The 19455-nt window shown below is 46.7% G+C and carries 35 protein-coding genes and 3 pseudogenes; 6 read left to right on the forward strand and 32 right to left on the reverse strand.

Annotated elements, in window-relative coordinates; translation table 11 throughout:
- Positions 1-11 precede the first annotated feature (11 nt).
- On the reverse strand, positions 12-374 hold the full coding sequence (locus tag SK35_RS14750; protein WP_047715729.1) for an HNH endonuclease: 363 nt from the start codon (positions 372-374) through the stop codon (positions 12-14).
- Positions 375-649: 275 nt separating this feature from the next.
- Here SK35_RS14750 and SK35_RS14755 point away from each other — a divergent pair, with 275 nt between their 5' ends.
- Positions 650-1189 (forward strand): cytochrome b, encoded by a 540-nt coding sequence (locus SK35_RS14755; RefSeq protein ID WP_044700576.1) that lies wholly within the window; start codon positions 650-652, stop codon positions 1187-1189.
- Between the two features lie 372 nt (positions 1190-1561).
- Here the strand turns inward: SK35_RS14755 and SK35_RS14760 are convergent, their stop codons facing one another.
- The 7 genes and pseudogenes from SK35_RS14760 to SK35_RS14790 form a co-directional block, all read right to left on the reverse strand.
- Positions 1562-1735 carry a GnsA/GnsB family addiction module toxin gene (locus SK35_RS14760; RefSeq protein ID WP_001100119.1) on the reverse strand — a complete coding sequence of 58 codons (174 nt, stop codon included), beginning with the start codon at positions 1733-1735 and terminating at the stop codon, positions 1562-1564.
- A 204-nt stretch (positions 1736-1939) separates the two neighbouring features.
- Positions 1940-2170 carry a hypothetical protein gene (locus tag SK35_RS14765; protein WP_000756041.1) on the reverse strand — a complete coding sequence of 77 codons (231 nt, stop codon included), beginning with the start codon at positions 2168-2170 and terminating at the stop codon, positions 1940-1942.
- 73 nt (positions 2171-2243) lie between these two features.
- Positions 2244-2432 (reverse strand): cold shock small protein YmcF, encoded by a 189-nt coding sequence (ymcF, locus tag SK35_RS14770; protein WP_057069020.1) that lies wholly within the window; start codon positions 2430-2432, stop codon positions 2244-2246.
- 10 nt (positions 2433-2442) lie between these two features.
- Positions 2443-2655 carry a cold shock protein CspG gene (cspG, locus tag SK35_RS14775; RefSeq protein ID WP_000066494.1) on the reverse strand — a complete coding sequence of 71 codons (213 nt, stop codon included), beginning with the start codon at positions 2653-2655 and terminating at the stop codon, positions 2443-2445.
- Positions 2656-3033: 378 nt separating this feature from the next.
- Positions 3034-3198: pseudogene (locus SK35_RS14780) on the reverse strand (DUF2514 family protein); the annotation flags it as partial.
- Positions 3199-3226: 28 nt separating this feature from the next.
- Positions 3227-3397, reverse strand: coding sequence for a hypothetical protein (locus SK35_RS14785; protein WP_156174760.1), 171 nt, complete (start codon positions 3395-3397; stop codon positions 3227-3229).
- A 134-nt stretch (positions 3398-3531) separates the two neighbouring features.
- A protein-coding gene (locus SK35_RS14790; protein WP_085950818.1) for an IS3-like element ISSen4 family transposase occupies positions 3532-4652 on the reverse strand; the annotation gives its coding sequence in 2 pieces (ribosomal slippage) (positions 3532-4394 and positions 4394-4652; 1122 coding nt in all).
- 129 nt (positions 4653-4781) lie between these two features.
- On the opposite strand from SK35_RS14790, the gene SK35_RS14795 reads away from it, so the two are divergent.
- Entirely contained in the window at positions 4782-4931 is a 150-nt protein-coding gene (locus SK35_RS14795; RefSeq protein ID WP_230133456.1) for a YnfU family zinc-binding protein, read from the forward strand.
- Between the two features lie 75 nt (positions 4932-5006).
- Here SK35_RS14795 and SK35_RS14800 read toward each other — a convergent pair whose 3' ends face one another.
- The 5 genes from SK35_RS14800 to SK35_RS14820 form a co-directional block, all read right to left on the reverse strand.
- Positions 5007-5237, reverse strand: coding sequence for a hypothetical protein (locus SK35_RS14800; RefSeq protein WP_000990801.1), 231 nt, complete (start codon positions 5235-5237; stop codon positions 5007-5009).
- On the reverse strand, positions 5234-5749 hold the full coding sequence (locus SK35_RS14805; RefSeq protein ID WP_048214399.1) for a DUF2514 domain-containing protein: 516 nt from the start codon (positions 5747-5749) through the stop codon (positions 5234-5236). Before SK35_RS14805 ends, SK35_RS14800 begins: the two co-directional genes overlap by 4 nt.
- Complete coding sequence (locus tag SK35_RS14810) at positions 5746-6294, reverse strand: lysozyme (protein WP_046670524.1); 549 nt, start codon at positions 6292-6294, stop codon at positions 5746-5748. Before SK35_RS14810 ends, SK35_RS14805 begins: the two co-directional genes overlap by 4 nt.
- The gene (locus SK35_RS14815; protein WP_048214400.1) at positions 6266-6544 is read right to left on the reverse strand and encodes a phage holin; all 279 of its coding nucleotides are present in this window, start codon (positions 6542-6544) and stop codon (positions 6266-6268) included. Before SK35_RS14815 ends, SK35_RS14810 begins: the two co-directional genes overlap by 29 nt.
- Positions 6545-6697: 153 nt before the next feature.
- The gene (locus SK35_RS14820; RefSeq protein ID WP_044700587.1) at positions 6698-6886 is read right to left on the reverse strand and encodes a hypothetical protein; all 189 of its coding nucleotides are present in this window, start codon (positions 6884-6886) and stop codon (positions 6698-6700) included.
- A gap of 144 nt (positions 6887-7030) precedes the next feature.
- On the opposite strand from SK35_RS14820, the gene SK35_RS14825 reads away from it, so the two are divergent.
- Positions 7031-7405 (forward strand): FlxA-like family protein, encoded by a 375-nt coding sequence (locus SK35_RS14825; protein WP_044700589.1) that lies wholly within the window; start codon positions 7031-7033, stop codon positions 7403-7405.
- A 731-nt stretch (positions 7406-8136) separates the two neighbouring features.
- Here the strand turns inward: SK35_RS14825 and SK35_RS14830 are convergent.
- The 18 genes and pseudogenes from SK35_RS14830 to SK35_RS14915 form a co-directional block, all read right to left on the reverse strand.
- Positions 8137-8772, reverse strand: coding sequence for a hypothetical protein (locus tag SK35_RS14830; RefSeq protein WP_048214401.1), 636 nt, complete (start codon positions 8770-8772; stop codon positions 8137-8139).
- Positions 8769-9128: a RusA family crossover junction endodeoxyribonuclease gene (locus SK35_RS14835; protein WP_048214402.1), complete on the reverse strand. Its 360-nt coding sequence runs from the start codon at positions 9126-9128 to the stop codon at positions 8769-8771. Before SK35_RS14835 ends, SK35_RS14830 begins: the two co-directional genes overlap by 4 nt.
- A 1-nt stretch (position 9129) precedes the next feature.
- Positions 9130-10608: pseudogene (locus SK35_RS14840) on the reverse strand (DNA cytosine methyltransferase); the annotation flags it as partial.
- 2 nt (positions 10609-10610) lie between these two features.
- Positions 10611-10913: a Ref family recombination enhancement nuclease gene (locus tag SK35_RS14845; protein WP_075551205.1), complete on the reverse strand. Its 303-nt coding sequence runs from the start codon at positions 10911-10913 to the stop codon at positions 10611-10613.
- Between the two features lie 148 nt (positions 10914-11061).
- Positions 11062-11241, reverse strand: a complete 180-nt coding sequence (locus SK35_RS14850) for a hypothetical protein (RefSeq protein WP_048214404.1) — start codon at positions 11239-11241, stop codon at positions 11062-11064.
- A 132-nt stretch (positions 11242-11373) separates the two neighbouring features.
- On the reverse strand, positions 11374-11610 hold the full coding sequence (locus SK35_RS14855) for a DinI family protein (RefSeq protein WP_048214405.1): 237 nt from the start codon (positions 11608-11610) through the stop codon (positions 11374-11376).
- 516 nt (positions 11611-12126) lie between these two features.
- Positions 12127-12609, reverse strand: a complete 483-nt coding sequence (locus tag SK35_RS14860; RefSeq protein WP_048214406.1) for an ImmA/IrrE family metallo-endopeptidase — start codon at positions 12607-12609, stop codon at positions 12127-12129.
- A 17-nt stretch (positions 12610-12626) separates the two neighbouring features.
- The gene (locus SK35_RS14865; protein WP_048214407.1) at positions 12627-12980 is read right to left on the reverse strand and encodes a helix-turn-helix domain-containing protein; all 354 of its coding nucleotides are present in this window, start codon (positions 12978-12980) and stop codon (positions 12627-12629) included.
- A gap of 173 nt (positions 12981-13153) precedes the next feature.
- A pseudogene (locus SK35_RS26890) lies at positions 13154-13444 on the reverse strand (DUF550 domain-containing protein); the annotation flags it as partial.
- A gap of 168 nt (positions 13445-13612) precedes the next feature.
- Positions 13613-13819 (reverse strand): hypothetical protein, encoded by a 207-nt coding sequence (locus tag SK35_RS14875; RefSeq protein ID WP_240703935.1) that lies wholly within the window; start codon positions 13817-13819, stop codon positions 13613-13615.
- The gene (locus SK35_RS14880; protein WP_053071021.1) at positions 13816-14211 is read right to left on the reverse strand and encodes a hypothetical protein; all 396 of its coding nucleotides are present in this window, start codon (positions 14209-14211) and stop codon (positions 13816-13818) included. The genes SK35_RS14875 and SK35_RS14880 overlap by 4 nt, the downstream gene beginning before the upstream one ends.
- Positions 14208-14606: a hypothetical protein gene (locus tag SK35_RS27075; RefSeq protein ID WP_048214409.1), complete on the reverse strand. Its 399-nt coding sequence runs from the start codon at positions 14604-14606 to the stop codon at positions 14208-14210. Before SK35_RS27075 ends, SK35_RS14880 begins: the two co-directional genes overlap by 4 nt.
- On the reverse strand, positions 14603-14827 hold the full coding sequence (locus SK35_RS14890; protein ID WP_048214410.1) for a hypothetical protein: 225 nt from the start codon (positions 14825-14827) through the stop codon (positions 14603-14605). Before SK35_RS14890 ends, SK35_RS27075 begins: the two co-directional genes overlap by 4 nt.
- Positions 14824-15486, reverse strand: a complete 663-nt coding sequence (locus SK35_RS14895; protein ID WP_048214411.1) for a DUF1627 domain-containing protein — start codon at positions 15484-15486, stop codon at positions 14824-14826. The genes SK35_RS14890 and SK35_RS14895 overlap by 4 nt, the downstream gene beginning before the upstream one ends.
- 21 nt (positions 15487-15507) lie before the next feature.
- Positions 15508-16515 (reverse strand): hypothetical protein, encoded by a 1008-nt coding sequence (locus tag SK35_RS14900; protein ID WP_048214412.1) that lies wholly within the window; start codon positions 16513-16515, stop codon positions 15508-15510.
- Entirely contained in the window at positions 16512-16754 is a 243-nt protein-coding gene (locus SK35_RS14905) for a DUF4222 domain-containing protein (protein ID WP_048214413.1), read from the reverse strand. Before SK35_RS14905 ends, SK35_RS14900 begins: the two co-directional genes overlap by 4 nt.
- 12 nt (positions 16755-16766) lie before the next feature.
- Positions 16767-17243 (reverse strand): toxin YdaT family protein, encoded by a 477-nt coding sequence (locus SK35_RS14910; protein WP_048214414.1) that lies wholly within the window; start codon positions 17241-17243, stop codon positions 16767-16769.
- The gene (locus SK35_RS14915; protein WP_016152706.1) at positions 17243-17482 is read right to left on the reverse strand and encodes a Cro/CI family transcriptional regulator; all 240 of its coding nucleotides are present in this window, start codon (positions 17480-17482) and stop codon (positions 17243-17245) included. The genes SK35_RS14910 and SK35_RS14915 overlap by 1 nt, the downstream gene beginning before the upstream one ends.
- An 80-nt stretch (positions 17483-17562) precedes the next feature.
- Here SK35_RS14915 and SK35_RS14920 point away from each other — a divergent pair, with 80 nt between their 5' ends.
- Positions 17563-17973 carry a helix-turn-helix domain-containing protein gene (locus SK35_RS14920; protein ID WP_016150004.1) on the forward strand — a complete coding sequence of 137 codons (411 nt, stop codon included), beginning with the start codon at positions 17563-17565 and terminating at the stop codon, positions 17971-17973.
- Between the two features lie 229 nt (positions 17974-18202).
- On the opposite strand, the gene SK35_RS14925 is transcribed toward SK35_RS14920, so the two are convergent.
- Positions 18203-18862 carry a hypothetical protein gene (locus SK35_RS14925; RefSeq protein ID WP_326929073.1) on the reverse strand — a complete coding sequence of 220 codons (660 nt, stop codon included), beginning with the start codon at positions 18860-18862 and terminating at the stop codon, positions 18203-18205.
- Between the two features lie 142 nt (positions 18863-19004).
- Between SK35_RS14925 and SK35_RS14930 the strand changes: the two genes are divergently transcribed.
- Entirely contained in the window at positions 19005-19199 is a 195-nt protein-coding gene (locus SK35_RS14930; RefSeq protein WP_016150002.1) for a hypothetical protein, read from the forward strand.
- Entirely contained in the window at positions 19192-19377 is a 186-nt protein-coding gene (locus tag SK35_RS14935; RefSeq protein ID WP_048214415.1) for a hypothetical protein, read from the forward strand. The genes SK35_RS14930 and SK35_RS14935 overlap by 8 nt, the downstream gene beginning before the upstream one ends.
- Positions 19378-19455 lie beyond the last annotated feature (78 nt).

Here is a 19455-nt window from a genome sequence, read left to right on the forward strand (position 1 = left end):
ATGGGCATAACTCATCGAATACGATCTCTTGCTGTCTTTGCTCTGTGGCATTCCCAGCACAACGACTCAAGGTTGGAATCGTCATCAGTACCGCCATGAGCTTTTGGAATGATGTGGTCAACGCTTTCCGCTTTCTTCGCTATCTTCTGCCGGCGATGGTTCTGACACAGGTATTTATCACGCTGAAGGATACGCGCTCGTTTAATTTCCCAGAGCCGCCCATATCCACGTTCTTGTCTGCTCTTTCCTGACTGATAATTCCGCCAGCCGTCACCAGCATGCTGCTTTCGGTGTTGGTCACAATATCCGCTGACATCGTTGGTGATTGCCGCACACCCTTTGTGTCGGCATGGGCGTTTAGCACGTGCTGGCATCGGCATAGTCCTGTTTGTTGGATACAAATTGTGTAATAGGCGGAAAGTAAAAATGAACCAGTAGTTGATTGAAAGTTCTCATAAATAGCGAGAATCAGCGTGGTTCTTGCCCCGTAACATCAAGGATTATCAGAAAGAAATAAAAATGAGAATTATTATCAAAACATTCAAGTGAGATCGCTGGAATAACAAACTCTTAATCTCTCAACAAAAATAAGGATTTGTTAAGCTTCATGATTTATGGTCGATGTAATACACCGTTTGAGGCAAGAATAATGGTCAAATTCTCAAAACTTCAGATTCGCTTACACTGGCTAACCCTGATATTAATAGCGATAACCTATGCAGCTATGGAGCTTCGTGGCTGGTTTCCCAAAGGCAGTAACACCTACCTTCTCATGAAAGAAACACATTACAATGTTGGGGTGTTTGTCTGGTTTTTAATGATAATACGATTAATTATTAAACATAAGTATCATGATCCAGCTATCACTCCCCCCCCACCAGCCTGGCAGATGATGGCTGCTAAAATAATGCATATCCTGCTGTACATTTCTTTTTTGGCTCTACCATTATTAGGTATTGCAATTATGGCTTACGGTGGAAAGGACTGGAGTTTATTAGGTTTTAACGTTGCATCGTTCGTTACTCCTGACGGGGAAACAAAATCACTTATCAAAGATACTCACGAAACACTGGCAAACATCGGATATTTTTTAATCGCAGCGCATGCTGGTGCAGCGTTATTCCATCACTACGTCCAGAAAGATAACACTCTTTTGAGGATGATCCCTGATTGTAACGATAAGAAATAAATACAAATTTTAATGTTTAACATTACAGCAGGCACTCAGTGAATGTCTGCTGTAATGCCTGCTCAGCCAAGTTGAAGCACACCGTGTTCTTTTGAATCAGAGAATGCAACAAACCCAGTGTATTCGGGGATAGTGTTCCGTCATCAGCATCAAATGCTGAAATGGTTGCGTGAAGAATCAAAAATGCTCCAAATCCCGCGCCGCTGCTGCCCCTCGATGGTCAGAATCGTCAAGGAGGACCCGTTAAAAGGTAAGCAGAAAATCTGTGGTTAGAAGTGAAGGCTTTGACAACGTTCTAAATTTTATGACAGAAATAAAAAAGCATTACCTTTCAAGATAATGCTTTTTCACTCGAACTGAATCTTATAACAATTAGATTAATGTGATTTTAATATCATAGCTTTCAAGCCCAGTCATTTTTTCACGAGCATTAAACTGGATATCGGAAACTTCTTTTCCTGTCTTTTTTTTGAGTTCAATAATTTTTTTTGTGATGAATTCAGAAATATCCGCTTCAGTTTTTCTTTTTAAATCTTCGACGTTCATTGTTTACCTCTCTTGATCTCTAACGTATCAACGCCAAGCATGTTACATTCCCCGTAGAGCACTTGTATAAGCGCTGATATGTTTAAAAGATAGAATAGAAAGACTCAATTATCAATAGTTTGCAGTACAATCTTCATACAAAAGAGCTCGCGACCACACAAACCACTGTACTAAAATCCGGGTCGGTCACGAAACAACCAGATCTCATTTCAAAAGCTTCGATGCTGCCTCGAGGATCTCTTCTGAACTGACATCACGATCAGAGGCTACATAAACTATTTTATGGTCTCCTGTCAGAGATGGAAATCCCGCTGACATCACGGGTAGGTGTGCTTTTTCCCCATTGGGAAACTCACGCATTATCGTAGTAATACCTTTCATTACGGTTACAACAACTGCAGGTTCTGCATTAAAAAAAACGATGACTTTTTTCATAATTTTACCGTGATGTCTCTTACAGAGATTGTCGGTTCAGCATACAAAAAAGGCTCCATAAGGAGCCTGAAATTTATTTTCTGAATTCTAACGAAGACTGACCAGAACGAATGTACAGTGCAATATTATCAAATGTAATCATTGTTGATTTGCAAAAAATACATTTTGCTCCGAAAGGATTTTTTTCAGTAACATCAAAGTTTGACGTTCGGTACTGAGATCCGTGGCAACACGGACATCTGAAGTGAATATTATTAGTAATAACAGTTACCTTATACAGCCACGACATTAACTGCCGTGGGGCCTTTAGGTCCCTGTTCAACACTAAATTCAACTTCCTGATTCTCATTCAGCGTCTTGAAATCATTACTCTGGATAGCAGAGAAGTGAACAAACACATCTTTACTACCATCTTTTGGAGTGATAAAACCAAAACCTTTTTCAGGATTAAACCATTTAACTAAACCAGTCATTTTATTAGACATAAACATTACCTTTATTGAGTAAGCCCTTGGGCAGAATGGTCCGAAAAAAATTATCAGAGAGAAAAGCTAACAAGGAAATCTCAACAGGAACAAGGAATAAAATTATTACAGCGACTGCTTCAGATAAATTCGTTACAAACCAGACATTCATTAACGCATGATTAACCAAACATAGCAAGGTTTAGTTTTGTAAGTAAATCTCAGTGGGTTTTGATCATAAAAATTAATTTAAATAGCTTAAATCGAAAATTATGTCATGCTGCGTAAGACCTTTATCTATCACCCTAAGTTGTCAGGGATTTTGACTCAAGGAAGAGTCGTATTTCCTTCATAGTAAAAATTCACAATTTTATCCACGAAAACCGTCAACATCTTAATTTATAGAGCTATTATTTTTCCTCTACGGTTCATTGTTAGTATTTTTACGGACTCATAAATCCGCTCACATGTCATTCCTGCCCGGTAGTTTTCATCAGCGCGTTCAGCATGGTATCGAGCTTCTTCTGTCAGGCTTCCTGGCATGTCTACGAGCATTGTGGTGTCATGGCGGATGGAAAGTTTTGTTGATTCGTTAGTTATCGAGCTGTAGAACGCTATGCTCTAGCGACTTGGAATAGGCAATCAGCCCGGTGTACTCAGGGATTGTTCCGGTAGTGATGGTGTATTGTGGCTGGCCATCTTCTTTTGCGAAGGCAGCCAGGTCTTCAATCTGCTTAGCTGTAAGAACTACTGTAATGCTCATTCCTCAGTTGTTAAAAAGCCCCGCTATTGCGAGGCTTGATTGATTATGGCTAACGACTACATCGTAACGGTTATAAAAGAAGCTATTAGCCAACATGTGGTGTATTGACCTGCCCCCACGATTAGATACAACACTCAGTTAGTAACGTCGGAATCTTCATTCTCAGAATGACCCTTTCTCCAGCCCGCTGCAAATTCAGACGGTGTCTGATAATTCAGCGTGGAGTGCGGGCGGCATTCGTTATAATCCTGCCGCCAGTCATTAATAATTTTCCTGGCATGAACGATATCGCTGAACCAGTGCTCATTCAAACATTCATCGCGAAATCGTCCGTTAAAGCTCTCAATAAATCCGTTCTGCGTTGGCTTGCCCGGCTGGATTAAGCGCAACTCAACACCATGCTCAAAGGCCCATTGATCCAGTGCACGGCAAGTGAACTCCGGCCCCTGGTCAGTTCTTATCGTCGCCGGATAGCCTCGAAACAGTGCAATGCTGTCCAGAATACGCGTGACCTGAACGCCTGAAATCCCAAAGGCAACAGTGACCGTCAGGCATTCCTTTGTGAAATCATCGACGCAGGTAAGACACTTGATCCTGCGACCGGTGGAAAGTGCGTCCATGACGAAATCCATCGACCAGGTCAGATTGGGCGCCGCCGGACGGAGCAGCGGCAGACGTTCTGTTGCCAGCCCTTTACGACGTCTTCTGCGTTTTACGCCCAGGCCACTGAGGTGATAAAGCCGGTACACGCGCTTATGATTAACATGAAGCCCTTCACGGCGCAGCAACTGCCAAATACGACGGTAGCCAAAACGCCTGCGCTCCAGTGCCAGCTCAGTGATGCGCCCTGATAAATGCGCATCAGCAGCCGGACGGTGAGCCTCATAGCGGCAGGTCGACAGGGATAAACCTGTAAGCCTGCAGGCACGACGTTGCGACAGACCGGTCGCATCACACATCAACATCACGGCTTCCCGCTTCTGGTCTGTCGTCAGTACTTTCGCCCAAGAGCCACCTGAAGCGCCTCTTTATCCAGCATGGCTTCGGCAAGCAGCTTCTTGAGTCTGGTGTTCTCTTCCTCAAGCGACTTCAGGCGCTTAACTTCAGGCACCTCCATACCGCCATACTTCTTACGCCAGGTGTAAAACGTGGCATCGGAAATGGCATGCTTGCGGCAGAGTTCACGGGCGGGTACCCCAGCTTCGGCTTCGCGGAGAATACTGATGATCTGTTCGTCGGAAAAACGCTTCTTCATGGGGATGTCCTCATGTGGCTTATGAAGACATTACTAACATCGGGGTGTACTAATCAACGGGGAGCAGGTCAGTATGGTTGTTAACCGCCCACCAGGACAATAAACATGTCGATACTCAAAGATATCAAGATGCGTACTTTACGCCATGTGAAAAGTACTTGTCCTCATTGCTCCCGCCAGTCAAAGCACAGTCTGTCGAGAATAAAAAACAATATAACGTTAATTTGCCCCTTCTGTGGAAACATCTATCTTCCATCGGAAAGCAAACCAATAAAGTAACTGATTGACTACCAAATAAAACTCATACTCTCAGAATGTGGCAAAGCAGACATAACCTTTTATTGTTGTTCTCATTTAAGAGAATGTAACACCCAGAGTGGAGAGGTTTTTTTTCTTCTCCACAATACGGCGATCAAGTTCAGCCACTGCATGCGGGCGTATGGCATCAAGAAAGGCGTTATCCTGATAGGTAGACTGGATTGTCACACCAAGTCCGGCACCACTTTCCAGTATGCTTTTCTGAAGTTGTAGTTCTTTTATATCGTTATTGAGGTAATACGCTTCACTTAGGTTTTCTGCGTTCATCTTCTAACCCTGTTGTTGTTTGACTGCCTCACTGAGTCGTAAATGCGCTCACACGTCATTCCTGCCCGGTAGCTTTCGTCAGATCGCTCAGCATAATATCGAGCTTCTTCTGCAAGGCGTCCGAGCATGTCGGCGAGCACTGCGGCGTCGGCTCCGGCTGTTTTGCTTCTGACGGCAGTGGCAAGATCTGCGGTGTGCTTTGCGGCGTCCAGGCGGGTGGCAAGCTTTGTTGCTTCGGTACGCAGCTGGTTAACAGTGGCAGACAGGCCAGCAGCAGTGGCAGCAGATTTAGCGGCTTGTGCTTGTGCATCTTTTACAGCCTCATCACGGGCAATTATGCGCCCTTGCTCAATCATGCGGGCGGCGGTCTGCGCGTTCGCTGTTCGCGATGATTCCGCGCTGTCACGTTCCGCCCACTTTTTTTCCCAGCCGCGGCCGCTCCATACACTACCCGCGATGAATGCGATGGCCACCAGCAGAGAAATGGCAATAAACTGATAGCGCAGGCTCACTGGTCTATCCCCCAGCACGCCAGTGCACTTTCCTGGTCTCGTCGTTCAACCTGTCCATAGCAACCATTCTTCTGGCCTTTGGTCAGACGACAATCGCGGCCACCGTCTTTAATCCACCAGCGGATCGCCTCACATGCCCCTTTTGTATCTCCGGCGTTGATACGCTGGTAGAACGTTGACGGGAAGCATTTGCCTGGACCAATGTTGTAAGGACAGAAAGAAGCGATACCTGCCTTCTGCTGCTCACTCAACGGAACTTTTATATTTCGTTCAACCCATGCCAGCGCCTTGTCGCGTTCTATGGCGTTTACCTGGGCACATTTCTCAGCAGAAAGCCTCATGTCCTGAACTACTGGCTTACCATCAACCATCGTGGCGCCACGGCAAATCGTCCAGAGCCCTCCGCCGTCGCGATACGCCGTCAGACTATTACCCTCTTTCTCATCCAGAAACTGATCGAGAATAACTGGCGCGGAGGCTCCCGCAAGAATCAGACCAACGACCGCTGCGCTCAGTTTATTCTTCAGCTTTGGTGACATTGCCATTAAGCCGGTCCTCCCTTTCCTTTTTCCTGTAATACCAGTTCACAGCACAGGTGATAACGGTGCATGCAATACCGACAATAATTGCCCAGTCACTCAGGCTTAACCCTGCAATTCTGTCGGCCAACATCCAGGACACCTCTTTTGCTGTTTTAGCTGTTTCGGCATATGCCTTCGCTGATACACCGCAACCGGTCAGCGTGGTTCCTGTTCCATATGAAAGTCTGCTGTAAATGGCGCTCATTCTGGTCATAGCCTCACCTCCGATTCTTCGGATGGCGCTGTGTGTGATTAAAGGGTCAGGCTTCACGGGCTGGATTTATCAACAAAGCACGTAGCGGATGATTCCCGTGAGCCTGAAATGAAAAAGGCCGCCATGCGGCAGCCTCGAAGTAAGTACAGTTGTTTACAATGGTGGAGAGAGAGGACCTTCTAACACCTCTGCTTCACCGTTATGGCAAATGTCATCGCCTCTGGTCAGATGCCAGACACCTGTGATTGTTTTACCCGTCTCCAGATCATCAACAGTGTCATTCGTGTAGTACGCCACCTGTACAATGCCAACATGCTGAATCCAGTAATAGCCCTCTTTCATAAGCTCCTCCGCGATACTCAGCAGATAGTATAGAGCGGCACAAATAATGCTGTGGTGCAGGAAACCACAACTTAACCTTTGCTAATAAAGTAATTTCGAAAGATGACGATAATGGGTAATAAATGTAAGGCCGGAGGAACCACCATGAGCATGACCGTTAGCACTTTGGGTCAGGACATACTGCAAAGCACAGTAAAACAAACATCTTCAAGTACTGGCAACTCTGTTTCACAACAAATTCAAAACCTGAAAAAACAAATTGGAGAGTTGACAAAAGAACTCAGCGCCATGGGTTCAAAAATAAATGAAGTAACCTCCGAAGATGAGGCAAAACTGCTTAAACAGCAGATGGAGATGATTCAAAGGCAAATCGAGTCTATATACGCAAAAATTGCTCAATTACAAAAACAAGAAGCAGAAAAAAACCAAATGGTATCGGAAGCATTACCTACGGTAAGTGACAAATCAAGTTCGAACGTTGCAGGGAATAATACTAAAAATATTGATGTCTACGTTTAGCAGTTGCCCCCTCTCATTTTTCCTCTGAGCTAGAAACGACAAAGCATTGAGCATTGTGAGAACTTGTTTTCAAGTTAACGATTTCAGCTCGGCGATATGACAGGGGTACTGGTGTAATACACCTCGCGAATACCCCTGTCGTATCGCCGGAAAGCAAAAACCCCGCGCTGGCGGGGTTCTCGTTATATTCAAATTGTTCGCTTTTCGTCGCTGCCATCGTGGCGCAGCTCTGCCAAGCATGAATTAATTATTCACTTTGTTGGCCCGTTTTCAAACGTTTTTACGTCATAAAGCACTTATAGCTAATTCCCGCTGCCATTTTGTACAAATATCGTTCAATCAATGAGCTACTTGTTGCAAAACGATCGTTTTGAACGATCGATAAATGAAAATTGATCTGTAATACCAATTTTAATTGTGTGGTTATCGCACGTAGACTCAGGGCAAAACCTAATAAATGGAATTATCATGAGCCTTTATCACTACTTGGCCATATATATCGCGGGTTTCATCGCAATGTTTGCTTTGTTAGTTCGTGGGGATCGAGTACACGGCCTCGAGTTTGACCTGGCTGATACGTTGATAACCTCCTTTCTGTGGCCCTTCTACTCTGTGGCTATTATCTGTATTAAGATTTATGAGCGGTTTAGACAGAATCGTCACTAATAACCTTTTATCCCGGCTACTAACCGGGTTTTTGGTTTCGAATTACAGACTCATCAGCCTCCCGGTCAGTTCCTCTTTTGGTATGACCAACCATCCTCTAATCCGGCTCTCATCTGGTTACGAACCGCAAGGAATGTTTTTGCTCTGAATATTTCCAGGCACCATCGCACGCGTTTTCTCGCCTCCCCGTCGGTTAACCATGGCGCAATCGCCTGCAGTTCGCGGGTTATGTCTGAGATTTTTTTTCGGGTGGTGTAATACTGAAGACCAACGACATAAACCGGATCGTTTATATCCAGTGCCTGCAGTACGCATTGTTCAACAAAATCGACATCATCATTATGCAAAGCTTCATCAATCACACTGGCTGTTGACTGTGGCCAGAGAATGCTATGTGCCCTGTTCATCGCCTGCTGTCCACGGAATCCCTCTTCACGAGCCTGGTTCAACGCTGCGGTGAAGCGTTCTAACGCCTTATCTGACCAGTTCCGTCCCTTAAGCACATTCCAGCACGCGTGTCCTCGCGGCATACGTGGTGCTGTTTTTCCTCCCACCCCTTCCCCCCAGGTAGTGAGCAAGGATTTAATCCATCCGGACTGAATCCCCGTAAGGAGAATACATTTACCCAGCCAGCTTTTACGCGGCGCAGCTGCTGCTTTTTCAAATGCTGACTGTTTTAGTCTGCGTTGGCGTGGCGTCATGCTTTTAGCTCCTCAATAATTATTCTCCCGGTTTCTCCCCATAATTTTGATACCCGTGCATCCCATATGTGAGCGTCATCTTCGTAAATAGCATCCATCAGGGCTTTCATCATGTTGTCGAAATCAGGTTTAGCCTTGTGTGGTTTACCGTTGAGTTCGGCCCGTTTCTTTTTGCTCCAGCTCGCTGGCATCGGAAGAATGAAGGTGACATGCGAACCGCTTTCCGGCAGCTCAACACCCTGCAGACGAACTTCATCACAGAAAGCCCGGTAACGCAGAACCTCGGGGCGCTTTTTCCATTTGTCAGCGCGCGTCATTCTGGGCTTACCGACGGGTGTAATTGGATATTCAGGCATCAAGAGCCTCCTTGATTCTTTTACCGATCCAGCGCATAACCGGTACAGCCATACTGTTGCCGATCGCTTTGTAGCGCGGACCATCTTTCGCCAGTCGGTAGGCTTCTTCTGCAGTTATTTTTGGGTTGTGATGGCGCACGTAAGCATATTCATCAGCAGTGATCTGCTTACGCTTATCACGGGGGATTAAAGTGTGGTTATCGGGGAAGCCTTGCAGACGCTCGCACTCAACTGGTGTCAGGCGACGAACGGCCATGTCTTTCATTACTGAAGGGGATAAATTCGATCCGCTACTGGCGGCGGTCAGAGTTGGGGATTGTTCTTCTGCCCAGCCAATGCCACCCGCTTTTGCGCCTTGACCAGCCTTGAAGGCATAAGCAACTGCATTTTCCTGCCCGTGATTTCGTCCCAGCGTATGAGCAAAATTAATGTTTGTGTCTGGGTCTTGTGTGCCGTGAATGGCATAGGTATCCAAATCTTCAGCCATGCTGTCATTTGATTTGGCAAGCAACGTTCTACTGACGTCTGAATAAGTCACAGTGAGATCGGTTGCATCTTTATGGTCGCGCGCTTTAACAGTGGATGCGGTTTCATCATTAACATAATCACCAAATGCCCGCATGCGAAAGACACCAACGATTCCACCTCCGCGCTGGCTGAATAATTCCTGGTTGCTTTGACCTATGCCTCCGATGTTGTGTGACTGGTTGAGGGTTGGATGTGGATTATATTCCCCATCCCAGTGGCTACCGTTAGCAATGCGACGCCCAGTATTTGCGGTAATGCCCTTCCCCGCTTTTCGGCGCGGCGGAGTATCCCGGCGCATGCCTTCGGACTCAAAAAGTATTTTTGCGGGATCGATATCCCCTCGAGCGCTTGCGATAACAAACACACGGCGGCGTCGTTGGGCCACTCCGAAAAATTGAGCGTCGAGCACTCGCCAGCAGATAGCCCTTTCTGGTCCCAGCACATAACCAGCGTTTGTCCATTTTTTCCCTGGTGATTCCAGTTCACAGCTTTCACCGGCAAGCCCTGCAAGAAAACATCCGAAAGCGTTATCTCTGCTGCTGAATACTCCGGGTACGTTTTCCCAGACGACAATGACGGGAGGTTTTCCCTGTTCTCTTCGTTTTTCATCTATTGCGTTTACCAGTTCAACAAAGGCGAGAGTTAATTGACCGCGGGAATCAGTCAGACCAATACGCAGACCAGCGATGCTGAATGCCTGGCACGGTGTGCCACCTACCAGAACATCTGGTGCCTGGATTTCTCCGCGCCGTATTGCTGCGGCGATTTTTGTCATATCACCGAGGTTTGTTACGTGCGGCCAGCGATACGCCAGAACAGCAGATGGGAAATCTGGACCGTTTTTATAATTGTGTTCAGGATCGAACTGAGAGAACCATGACGGTCGCCAGCCCAAAACCTCCCACGCTATACTTGCTGCCTCAATTCCACTACATACTGAACCATAAGTAATACTCACGCTGATTCCCCCAGTTCGTAGAGAACCTGCACCAGCAACTCTGTTTCAGTACCGAAATTGTTTTCCCAGGATTGGCGGCCAGCATGAATGGCTATGCCGTATCCGCCCTGGCGGTGATGGATTGGGCAAAGAGGAATAACTTCGAAATTGTCAGCGCGCTGGCCAACTCCCTGACCAGTTCGGATGTGATGTATTTCTGCTGGAGTTTCACCCTGCTTCAGGTTTTTGCAGACAATACAGCCCAGCCCGGCTACTCGGGAAAGGTGGAGTTTTTCAGATTTATTTTTTGATCTGCTCATGCTGCGCCACCAGCACGAACAAAGACACCGCTCACGAAGAAACGGTGTGATTGGGATATTTCAGCTTTATACGCCATCGCTATTTTCCGGTTGGCGCAGTGTTACTCAGTGGGCTGTTCAGACCCGTGTTTGAGTATAACCCAACTTATCAGGCATCTGAAACAGGAAGACCAGCTTTCTTTCTTGCTTCATCCAGCGCCCGCAACGACGTAACAAATTCATCTTTGCGCAGCGCGAATCCCCTTTCTGCCCTGCCCTTTACGATATAAATCAGAACCGGGCCAGTATGCTCCGGCAGTCCGGGAATTAAATCATCCGGAATTTGCATGAGATGCCCCTTGCGGTGATATCCACACCGTTAAGCCAACGGAAATTGCTTCTTAGCAGTAGCGCGGCGCACAACGAAAAAGTTAGCAATCAGGTGTAATAAATGGTGGCATAGACCGCCAATAAGGGGCGATCAGTTGAAAAACCAGTCGTCGGCGCTTTCCCATGTTTCCTGCAGGATTTCCTCCACCTTCGTTTTATCGCCCTTATCACCACCGAAAACAGTCAGGCTATCGCCGCTAGCTCTGCGGATAACCAGAGAACAATTTTCATATTGATTCTGAAGCCGTTTAAGCAACTCTTTTTCGAGTGCGGGTATGGCGCCGCTCGGAAGGTCTTTTGATTTGTTGATGGTAAGTTCTATCTTCATAATTCCCTCTACACCAATATACTGTACATTTATACAGTATACCTATTGAACCTCATATTCAAGTGGTTAATAGCACTTTTCGCCAAAGCCATACCGTTGTATACACTAAGTTTTTCCGAATATTCGGAACTTATTAATTAAGAAGGTTGAAGCGGAATGAGCAAGAAAAAACCCGCCGAAGCGGGTTTTCTTAAATATTACGCAGCGCTCTGTTCAGAGCAATCACATACAGGAATCGGGAAAGGATGCCCCTTTCTCGCATAACGCATTACTCCATTGACACAAACGGAGTAGCGAAAAATAATTTCGCACGTCTTCCCGCATTTACTACAGGTTCCCATTGCCATAGCCTGAGTTTCCCTGCATACCTGTAAATCCACACAGGTTGCGCTTTGTTAGGAGAACCACTAAACTTCAGCTGTCTAAGAAGAGTGTCGTGGCTGGATTGCCTCCATACTCTGTGGAATGTGTTAGCGCACACTCCGCCCCCGGAAGCCCTGTTAGCGCAGGGCTTTTTCAATAAAACTCAAAGCAAAGTTGTCTTGTTTGATAACCAAGCTTATCCAGCATTGTTTCTGCAAACAAATCCGCCTGCCATTCAGAGTCTTCATTTATCTCTGGTTGTTTATTAGCAAAGTGTAAAACAGGCTTATGCTGAAGAAGCAAATGACCTAACTCGTGAAAAATAACGAACAAAGCCGACTGTTCTCCTGCACATGCCATTTCATAAATGTGGTTTGGTACCCTGATGGTTAAATTTTCTGGCTCACAGTGTCCGATAGTCAATCCCAGCGTCTCCTGGAACCATTCATCATCATCCATTGGATCGAGAACAATATTCCATTCAGAAAGCTGTTCCAGCGCAATATCAAATCTGCGTGGTCTACGTTTATATTTATATTTGCTTGTAAAACCTAATGCAAAACAGGCATTTACTGCTCTTAATTTAATATCAAGTTCGCCTAAAGGACGAACACGTGTACCACGCATTTGATGCATAAAGATTACCTACATAATTATTTCTTATTAATTTCTGCGAGCAACTCAGCGAATTTTTTTAATTCTTCATGAGTAAACTCCGATTTGGCAAATCCTGCCACTAGCATTTGTTGTTGCTTTGAGAGGCCTTCAATTGGTACAGACTCGTTTGAAATGTTAGCCAATACATCTAAGTCCTCAATATAATAACCTTGCTCAGCGAAAAGCTCATTGATTGCCGATACCCACTTAGCAGGAATTTTTTTTGAGCCAGTCTCTAAACCACTTAAAAATGCAGAGGTTGTTCCCAAAGCCTTAGCCATAGTGAGTAAGGTGTACCCAGTATCTATCCTCGCTTTTCTGACGGCCTTACCGAATTCAGTGAGTGCCATAGTCCAATCCTCAGTTTGCTTATGTGTACAGGTTTGGTAATACCCTAACCTGTTAAATACCAAATGTTATGATGATGAATTTACCACACAACATAATTTTGTAAACCATTTTGGTTAATTTTTTTCTCGATATCGCTACTTCAATTCTAATCTTCGTATTCTACCGAAACTAGCTGCACTTTGATGTGTAGTCGTGGCTCACCGTCTTTAGGTTCAGGCCACTGTCTGGATTTGTTAATCGCCAACTTCTCAATCATGGCCCTCGTAATGAACTCGTCAGAAATCCCCATGCGCCTTTGGGCATCCCACAACAAAAACTGCATGTCAGCCCACTCAAACGGATCAGATGGGTCTGCAGCAGCCTCGAGCGCTTCTTTGGAAAGGTGCTTCAGAGGGCCAACTGGACCGACATCGCCGAAAGTAGCCTGTGACCATGCTGCATGTTCACGGCGTACTTGCTCACGGGCCATCGACTCCAGAACCCCACTAAACACTTTCACTGCATCAGCCATTGCGTAGCCAAGATTGCCACCATCACTTTGAGCTGCCGCTTTGCTGAGTATTTCGCGCATCTGGTGCAGGCGCTCTAGTGATACAGGACCGTGCGCCGGGTGGTTGTTAGTTGTCATGTATTATCGCCCCCAATCAGAAACTTCTTCCTGCACGCGGAACTCAGCCTCTACCGCATCAGCCACATCGTTATCCATCTCAAGACTCGCTGCCGCCAGTTCACGCGCAAATGCCTTCCGGCGCTTCTTGTTTCCCATATTCCACTCACGGCCTTTGAGTTCGTTATTCCACGCCCTGACCATATAACCCATCATTGATTTAGCCATCATTCATCCCCCTCACACCGGAATCCTGCCAGGCGAATCTGCCGCTTGGCGAGCGTCATAGCCTCTTCATATGCTTTTTCTTGCTCATTCCAGTAGCCGTTTGTTTTTGGCAGCAAAACGGGATTAGCTAACTTTGCCTCCAGTTCTGCTATACGCTTCTCTGCTGCTGCCAGCTTGACCTCTGCGCGGTTTGCACGCTCGCCCTCAGATTCTGCTAACTGGTGGTAATGCCACTTTTCACCTTCGTATGCGCTGACGTAGCCTTTCTCTTTCTCCAGTTCACCCAGCAGGCCTTCAAGCTCATCAGTCGAAAGGTGCAAAAGCTTAACCCCGGATTCAAGCGCCGTATCGAGATAGTTGCGCATGCGCAGCGCCTGTTTGTTGAGTGCTGTCATTGGGCTGCCTCGATATCTTGTTTAAGGTCCTTATTGTTCACACGCGCCAGCACGAAGGACTGATGGTCCAGTTTGTCAATTATCGCGTCATGGGCCACACCATAAATGCCACAGAAGCGTAAATAATCAGGTAAGTAGACACCATTTTTACGTAGCGTCATCGTCAGTGTCGTAGCCTCGTATCCATTAAGCACATGCTCCATCAGGTCCGCTTTTTGGGTTTTCAGTTCTGCTATGCGCTTCTCTGCGGCTTCCAGCTTTTCACGCGCATCCCGCATGTCGTCACGCATAGCAATCGCAACTGCTTCAAGGGAATCTTTATCGCGCTGTATCTCCCTGCACTTGCTCTCGGCGTTAGCGAGCCGTGAAGCCAGTTCTTCGTAGGTTGGTTTCATGATTTTTTCCCCTGGTTAATTTTTTCGACAAGTTCAATCCATTGCGGCGCCAGACGTTCTTCGGCACGCTCCCGGCTACCAGCTGGACAATCCTGCTGTACGCGGTGGCAGTTGTAAGGGCATTTCAGTCCGCCGCGGTGCCAGCCGAACTGGTCTTTTTTAAATGCGTATTCCGGCGCGTTTCCACAGGTCGGGCAGCGTGGTAATTCAGACTGTTTCATTGCGCCAGCTCCTGCATCAGCGCGCCATGTTTGCGAATGCTGCGAACGGCTTCACGAAGTTTTTCCAGGTTGGCCAGCTTCGCTTTCGTGCGGCGAATTTCACTTGAGATACCGCGTACCGTTGGGATCAGCAGATCATCAGGACGGCTGACGAAAGCGGGAATTTCCTCGACAATTTCAGTGACAGATTTTTCCGGTACTGGTGGAGTTGATGTCTCCGGTTCCCGTGGTGCAGAGCTTTTGTTTTTCACTGACGCAGTGGCCGACACCGAATAAACAAACTTGCTGCCAACTTTTTCGCGGATGATCCGCCCTTTTGTCATGTGGTGAGTCAGCATTGGCGCCACACGTTTTGACTCAATACCTGCCAGTGTTGCCAGCTCCAGAGATGTCTGTGGCCCATGTTCCGCCAGTAATGCGATGACGTCGCTGACTGATACAGTTGCTGGCGCTTTGCTGACTGAACTGATCGCTTTTGGCTGTGATTTAACTTTCCCAGTAGCAACTTTCCAATACCCGTTAGTCTGTGCAACTTCGTTACGTTCTTCATGCTCACGCAGCATCCCGATCACCGCCGCAGGCTCAATTTTCATGCGCGCCGCAATTTCACGGGCAGTCGCTTTTTCCATCGCTTTCAGTACGTCTAAAATGGTTTCCATAAAATTCTCCAAGTTAATTTTTTAGCCCCTGAAACCTTCAGGGATGGTGTTATCCGGGGCTGAAATGGCGTTAACATCCCGTTGTTGTGTGCTACCACCAAGGCGGATAATTAATTCATCCCACTTTTCCCGTAGCTTTGAAGGGCTCAGGATGTTGCGACACCAGAACGGATCGCGTTGTACGCGTTTGAATAAATCGCAAATCTGGCGATGTGTGCGCCCGTCTATGCAGCGCATCAGGCGTATTTCGTTTGCCCAGACATTCCAGTTAGGGTCTTTTGGGCGTGACAGTTCGCCGTCTGTCTCGGCGGCCTTCTCGTAGAGTTTTTTGATGCGGGAAAAAATCCACTCAGCGCACTGGTGATCTTCTGGTGTGCCCCATTTGCCCCTTTGCAGTTCAGAGGATGATTTTTTTTCTTCGCCTGTGGATAAATCGGCTTCCGGGGACGCAGTTCCCGGACAAGAAGAGATCTGTATGTATTTATCTGTTTTAAGATCTGTATAGAGAATAGATTCGGCTTGAGAGCCGTTTCCAGGATTCGGCTTATGAGCCGTTTCCATTCGGCTTAAGAGCCGTTTGGGTTCGGCTTGAGAGCCGTTTCCATTCGGCTTAAAAGCCGATTCCAGAGCTGGCGGGAATATAAGGGCAATTAATGCCTCTTCGTTGATGCGATAATGCATCTTCGGCGTACCGTTTACCTTGCGTTTCTTCTCTTCAATAACACCGGGCAAATACTGGCTGATTATTTTGCTCATTGCCTTGCGAATCACGTCCTCGCTGGAGGCTCGAACTTCCGCAGCAATTACCGCATGCTCTTTGTAAAACCAGCCATTTTCGAGGTGGGATTTACCTGACCAGAACACCAGTTGATTCAGGATCGCCGCGAGTAAATGCTGCTGGCGGTCACCCGCGAAAAAATCCAGGTAGGGACAAGGGATCGTGATGCTGTTCCCCTGACCGGACATCGACTGGACAATCTCAAAAATTCTACTCACACAAAACTCCGTACCTGCTGTGCGCTCTGTCATGACTGCACCTTCCTGAACTTGAGTTCAAACTCTCTCCGGCCTGTCTCGCAGATGTCCTGATAACCTTCATATCGGTACATAACCCGAAGATGAGAAACTCTCATTACCGTCACCATGCGTCCGCGTTCGTTGCGGTATTTCATCCCCGGAATCAGTTCAGCTCTGCGATCGACTGTTTCCGCCAGTACTTTGTGCTTCATCGCATTTTTCATGCGGTCTACTAATTCCTGGGCAAGCATGGGAGCCTCCTGTTACACCGCGCGGGGACCAATTTGGTTAAACTGGATGCTGACGCCGGGAATGAGATCTGCCAGCGCCTGAATTGCCTCTGCCGTTTCTTTGCGGATTATCTGCATTGGCTTACCAGTCAGCACCGCGCTGGTCGCCTCGATGCACTCGCGGTTCGCAATGGCCACCAGGTTATGTAAGTCATGCTGACCAGCCAGTTCTGCATCCATCGCAGCTCTGATTGCTGGCGCCAGCGCAGCTGCCTGACCACGATAATTCGGCGTGTCATTTCGAAATGCCCGTTGGATGATCTGCGTGTTGTTATGCAGGCATCGCGCATACTCTGACGGGTCAACGATATCCGCTAGGCTGTCCAGCAAATCACCGTAGTGATGCGCTGTAATCAGCGGGACTATCTTTTTCCAGCCCCCTTTCCTGCCATCCTTCATCGCCCACTCTTCCAGCTCGATAGCCAGCAATTTAATCTCGTTGATTTTCATCAATCAGATTCCTTCTTGGTTGTGCAGGTATTCTGTTTTCCAAGGCGTTTGGCCTGGCGGTAACGGTCATAAACGTCTTTGTCGTAGATGAGTACGCCACCCGAGGCTTCCTCCAGGCGGCGGGCCCGACCTTCGGGAACAAGAGTTCCCCATTTGTAAAGAGACTGAAGTTCAACACCGGCGGCTTTCGCGAGTTTTGTTTTGGTGTCAAAAAAAGCAAGTGCTTCACATGTGAGCATGTGACCTCCATTTTGTTAGGTATATCTAACACTAGCTTGCGCGGGATATCTAAGTCAATAAAATTTAGAATTGTCTAACTATGAAAAATTTAAACAGCCTTGGACAAAGAGCTCTTGCCAGACGTAAAGAGCTCAAGCTGACTCAGCGTGAGGCAGCCAAACTTGCTGGTGTTGCGCACGTGACCATTTCGCAATGGGAGCGTGATGAAACGCAACCTGTCGGCACTCGTCTGTTTTCGCTCGCAAAAGCCCTATCATGTACACCGACTTGGCTGTTGTTTGGAGATGAACAGCAAAATCCTGTCCCTGCCAATGAATTACCATCCACCACTCAGTTGACTGACAAGCATCGAGAGTTGATAGATCTCTTTGATTCTTTGCCTGAATCAGAGCAAGAAGCCCAGCTTCAGGAAATGCGAGCGAGAGTGCAGAACTTTAATAAATTGTTCGAAGAGCTTCTCCAAGCCAGACAACGCCAAACCAAAAAATAATTTACTATTTATCAGTAAGTTAATTTAAATTCGCTCATTTTGTTAGTTTTACCTAACAAAATATCTTGCCTATTCCGTTAGACATATCTAATCTAAATCCCATCAAGTAACCACACGCAGTGATTACTCAGAATCAAAATGTTCCGCTTACCCTGGCGATACAGGGCCAGAAACAAAAAAAGCGCCCTACTGGACGCTTAGCTCTTTAACAATCTGGATATCCCTAACATCACCAATTAATTGGTGGCGATCTATCTGTATCAAAAACGTTTTTACAGGAGGGACAATGACTTTTTTGAAAGACATCATACAACCCCACAACCTGAGGCTGAAGCATAGATACTTGCTTTTTAATAAAACAATGTGGGCAAAGATGCACTGTTATTTCCGCTTCACCCACGAGCTGCTGCTTGGAGTAAACAAGCGAACCAGAATCAAGCTTTTTAAGGGCATAACCTTCAGTTTGGCTTTTAAAATCTTCAAACTCTGCAATTTTTGCTTTGAGAAGTACTGCATCTTCATCACGAAGGCGGATCACATCGCCAAGAGCGAAGCACTCCGCCTGAAGCGTAATTAATTTGCTCTGCAGTTCAATAGTTGCAGCTTTTACTTCAGCATCCGTTTTCGCGTCATTGATAACTTTAGCGAGACCTGCAGTCTCCTTTATAGCGGACATAGCCGCCGATAGTTCCGCAATCACTTTGAATACTCTGCTTATTGTTGGGGATATCCAGATTAACTGAATCCTTGTTGTTGGGGAATAGCAGGATCCACCGCGCCTGATGTGGTTAAAAGCAGGCCAAAGCAATAAGAAGTAGAACCCTGTTCTGGCGGCCCGGTGTTTTCCCGTTTGTATCCGGTCACCGCCAGCTTTTTCAGGGAACAACATGCAAGCGCACTCCTTCACTTACCAGTTATGGGTGACAGGTGTGAAACAGGCGGAGTGCGCTTGCAGATGTGATTAATTGCTGTATGTGCCGCGTGGTCTTTGCCCATCTTCCACGATGGGCACCTTTTTTACCGGAGGGTTTATGAAAAATTCACAGCCAGTTATACCGGACGGGGATCCTGATGTGGAAAGCTCAGTTAATAATTTTATTTACCAGTTAAGCGTTCCTGCTTTTCGCGACCGCCTTACAGCTGAACTCGAGGCACTGTACGAACAACAGAAGGAAGCTCTCGATCACACAGAATCTTTACTCAGGATGGTGCGTGCCAATGGTTAAATTTACCAGCGAAGATATTGCCCAACGTACAGCTGAAGCTGAATATAAAAAGGCTGTGGCTGATATAACTGGAGTTCAGAAATACAAAAATGAAGCGGTACTGGATATGTGCTTCATTAAAGTAATGACCAAAATAGTTAACGATCAGAGGGTTAATATTAGCGAGTTTCTACGCTGACCTTTTATTTACCCCCTTCGATAACCTCAAGCAATTAAGAGAGTTTTTATTTATGCCTTAAATGGCAGGTCTTACTAC

Origin of the sequence: Citrobacter sp. MGH105 (assembly GCF_001037485.2) — a bacterium.
GTDB classification, from domain to species: domain Bacteria; phylum Pseudomonadota; class Gammaproteobacteria; order Enterobacterales; family Enterobacteriaceae; genus Citrobacter; species Citrobacter portucalensis.

Excerpts from the sequence above, each read along its gene's own strand:
- SK35_RS14765 (WP_000756041.1), bottom strand. The coding sequence starts at position 2,170 with ATGAAAAAAGTCATCGTTTTTTTTAATGCAGAACCTGCAGTTGTTGTA.
- SK35_RS14860 (WP_048214406.1), bottom strand. The coding sequence starts at position 12,609 with ATGCATCAAATGCGTGGTACACGTGTTCGTCCTTTAGGCGAACTTGAT.
- SK35_RS14935 (WP_048214415.1), top strand. The coding sequence starts at position 19,192 with ATGGTTAAATTTACCAGCGAAGATATTGCCCAACGTACAGCTGAAGCT.
- SK35_RS14905 (WP_048214413.1), bottom strand. The coding sequence starts at position 16,754 with ATGCTTGCCCAGGAATTAGTAGACCGCATGAAAAATGCGATGAAGCAC.
- SK35_RS14890 (WP_048214410.1), bottom strand. The coding sequence starts at position 14,827 with ATGAAACAGTCTGAATTACCACGCTGCCCGACCTGTGGAAACGCGCCG.
- SK35_RS14830 (WP_048214401.1), bottom strand. The coding sequence starts at position 8,772 with ATGACGCCACGCCAACGCAGACTAAAACAGTCAGCATTTGAAAAAGCA.
- SK35_RS14895 (WP_048214411.1), bottom strand. The coding sequence starts at position 15,486 with ATGGAAACCATTTTAGACGTACTGAAAGCGATGGAAAAAGCGACTGCC.
- SK35_RS14850 (WP_048214404.1), bottom strand. The coding sequence starts at position 11,241 with ATGCAAATTCCGGATGATTTAATTCCCGGACTGCCGGAGCATACTGGC.
- SK35_RS14815 (WP_048214400.1), bottom strand. The coding sequence starts at position 6,544 with ATGACCAGAATGAGCGCCATTTACAGCAGACTTTCATATGGAACAGGA.
- SK35_RS27075 (WP_048214409.1), bottom strand. The coding sequence starts at position 14,606 with ATGAAACCAACCTACGAAGAACTGGCTTCACGGCTCGCTAACGCCGAG.
- SK35_RS14910 (WP_048214414.1), bottom strand. The coding sequence starts at position 17,243 with ATGAAAATCAACGAGATTAAATTGCTGGCTATCGAGCTGGAAGAGTGG.
- SK35_RS14755 (WP_044700576.1), top strand. The coding sequence starts at position 650 with ATGGTCAAATTCTCAAAACTTCAGATTCGCTTACACTGGCTAACCCTG.
- SK35_RS14845 (WP_075551205.1), bottom strand. The coding sequence starts at position 10,913 with ATGAGCAGATCAAAAAATAAATCTGAAAAACTCCACCTTTCCCGAGTA.
- SK35_RS14795 (WP_230133456.1), top strand. The coding sequence starts at position 4,782 with ATGCGTACTTTACGCCATGTGAAAAGTACTTGTCCTCATTGCTCCCGC.
- SK35_RS14835 (WP_048214402.1), bottom strand. The coding sequence starts at position 9,128 with ATGCCTGAATATCCAATTACACCCGTCGGTAAGCCCAGAATGACGCGC.
- SK35_RS14810 (WP_046670524.1), bottom strand. The coding sequence starts at position 6,294 with ATGGCAATGTCACCAAAGCTGAAGAATAAACTGAGCGCAGCGGTCGTT.
- SK35_RS14785 (WP_156174760.1), bottom strand. The coding sequence starts at position 3,397 with ATGAGCATTACAGTAGTTCTTACAGCTAAGCAGATTGAAGACCTGGCT.
- SK35_RS14925 (WP_326929073.1), bottom strand. The coding sequence starts at position 18,862 with ATGTTGTTCCCTGAAAAAGCTGGCGGTGACCGGATACAAACGGGAAAA.
- SK35_RS14820 (WP_044700587.1), bottom strand. The coding sequence starts at position 6,886 with ATGAAAGAGGGCTATTACTGGATTCAGCATGTTGGCATTGTACAGGTG.
- SK35_RS14750 (WP_047715729.1), bottom strand. The coding sequence starts at position 374 with ATGCCAGCACGTGCTAAACGCCCATGCCGACACAAAGGGTGTGCGGCA.
- cspG (WP_000066494.1), bottom strand. The coding sequence starts at position 2,655 with ATGTCTAATAAAATGACTGGTTTAGTTAAATGGTTTAATCCTGAAAAA.
- SK35_RS14915 (WP_016152706.1), bottom strand. The coding sequence starts at position 17,482 with ATGCTCACATGTGAAGCACTTGCTTTTTTTGACACCAAAACAAAACTC.
- SK35_RS14760 (WP_001100119.1), bottom strand. The coding sequence starts at position 1,735 with ATGAACGTCGAAGATTTAAAAAGAAAAACTGAAGCGGATATTTCTGAA.
- SK35_RS14800 (WP_000990801.1), bottom strand. The coding sequence starts at position 5,237 with ATGAACGCAGAAAACCTAAGTGAAGCGTATTACCTCAATAACGATATA.
- SK35_RS14920 (WP_016150004.1), top strand. The coding sequence starts at position 17,563 with ATGAAAAATTTAAACAGCCTTGGACAAAGAGCTCTTGCCAGACGTAAA.
- SK35_RS14880 (WP_053071021.1), bottom strand. The coding sequence starts at position 14,211 with ATGACAGCACTCAACAAACAGGCGCTGCGCATGCGCAACTATCTCGAT.
- SK35_RS14930 (WP_016150002.1), top strand. The coding sequence starts at position 19,005 with ATGAAAAATTCACAGCCAGTTATACCGGACGGGGATCCTGATGTGGAA.
- SK35_RS14900 (WP_048214412.1), bottom strand. The coding sequence starts at position 16,515 with ATGACAGAGCGCACAGCAGGTACGGAGTTTTGTGTGAGTAGAATTTTT.
- SK35_RS14865 (WP_048214407.1), bottom strand. The coding sequence starts at position 12,980 with ATGGCACTCACTGAATTCGGTAAGGCCGTCAGAAAAGCGAGGATAGAT.
- SK35_RS14855 (WP_048214405.1), bottom strand. The coding sequence starts at position 11,610 with ATGAAGATAGAACTTACCATCAACAAATCAAAAGACCTTCCGAGCGGC.
- SK35_RS14875 (WP_240703935.1), bottom strand. The coding sequence starts at position 13,819 with ATGATGGCTAAATCAATGATGGGTTATATGGTCAGGGCGTGGAATAAC.
- SK35_RS14825 (WP_044700589.1), top strand. The coding sequence starts at position 7,031 with ATGAGCATGACCGTTAGCACTTTGGGTCAGGACATACTGCAAAGCACA.